General features: G+C 70.2%; 2 pseudogenes. Both read left to right on the top strand.

Going from position 1 to position 1,149, the window contains the following annotated elements:
* Nucleotides 1-392: pseudogene (locus AC1D15_RS33415) on the top strand (chromosome segregation protein SMC); the annotation flags it as partial.
* A 97-nt stretch (nt 393-489) separates the two neighbouring features.
* Nucleotides 490-1,149 (top strand): annotated as a pseudogene (locus AC1D15_RS33410) (cell division protein FtsZ); the annotation flags it as partial.

Below are 1,149 nucleotides of genomic sequence, written 5' to 3'. Positions count from 1 at the left end.
AGCTGATGATGACCGGCGACGAGATCCTCGATGCCGGCGTGCAGGTGATGGCGCAGCCGCCGGGCAAGAAGAACAGCACGATCCACCTGCTCTCGGGCGGCGAGAAGGCGCTCACCGCGATCGCGCTGGTGTTCGCGATCTTCCAGCTGAACCCGGCGCCGTTCTGCCTGCTCGACGAGGTCGACGCGCCGCTGGACGATGCCAACACCGAGCGCTACGCGAAGCTCGTGAAGCAGATGTCCGAGGGCACGCAGTTCCTGTTCATCAGCCACAACAAGATCGCGATGGAGATGGCCGAGCAGCTGATCGGCGTGACGATGCAGGAGCAGGGCGTCTCGCGCATCGTCGCGGTCGACATGGAAGCGGCCGTCAGCCTGGCCGAGGCCGCCTGATGGCAAGCGCGCTGCCGGCCGAGCGCCGGGCCGCTCCCAAGCCGGCCGGCATCCCCTCGGGGGATCGGCGAATGTACCCATTCGACGAGGGGCTCCATTGAGCACGCTGACCGTCTCGCTGGCCGCGCTGGGCGGCGTCGTGCTGGCCGGCGTGATTGCGCACGGTGCATGGCAGGCGCGCAAGGCGGGCCCGCGGAGGCCGATGGAGGCGTTGCCGCCGCCGGGGTCCACCGTGTCCGCTGACCGCGAGCTCACCGAACCGCGCGAGCCGGTGTTCGGCGAGCCGCAGCCGGTCTCCGCGGGCCACGATCCTTCTGCGCGCATCGACCTCGGCAGCGCGCTGCAGCCGCCGCCGGTGCGCCGCACCAGCGTGCGCATCGATGCGCTGATCGACGCGATCGCGACGCTGACGCTCGAGTCCCCCGTCAGTGCCGAATCGGTGCTGCCGCACCTGCCGCCGACGCGCCGCGCCGGCAGCAAGCCGTTCCTGATCGAGGGCCTGAATGCCGACAGCGGCGAGTGGGAGCCGCCCACCGCCGGCCAGCGCTATGGCGAATTCCAGGCCGGGCTGCAACTGGCCAACCGGATGGGCGCGGTCAACGAGATCGAGTACTCGGAGTTCGTGCAGAAGCTGCAGGCCTTCGCCGAATCGATCGGCGCGATGGCCGATTTCCCCGACATGCTCGATGCGGTCGCCCGGGCGCGCGAGCTCGATGCCTTCGCCGGTGCGCACGATGCGCAGCTCGCGGTGCACCTG

This window comes from Rhizobacter sp. P2_H2 (genome assembly GCF_056403375.1).
This window is presented reverse-complemented; position numbering and strand designations above follow the sequence as displayed.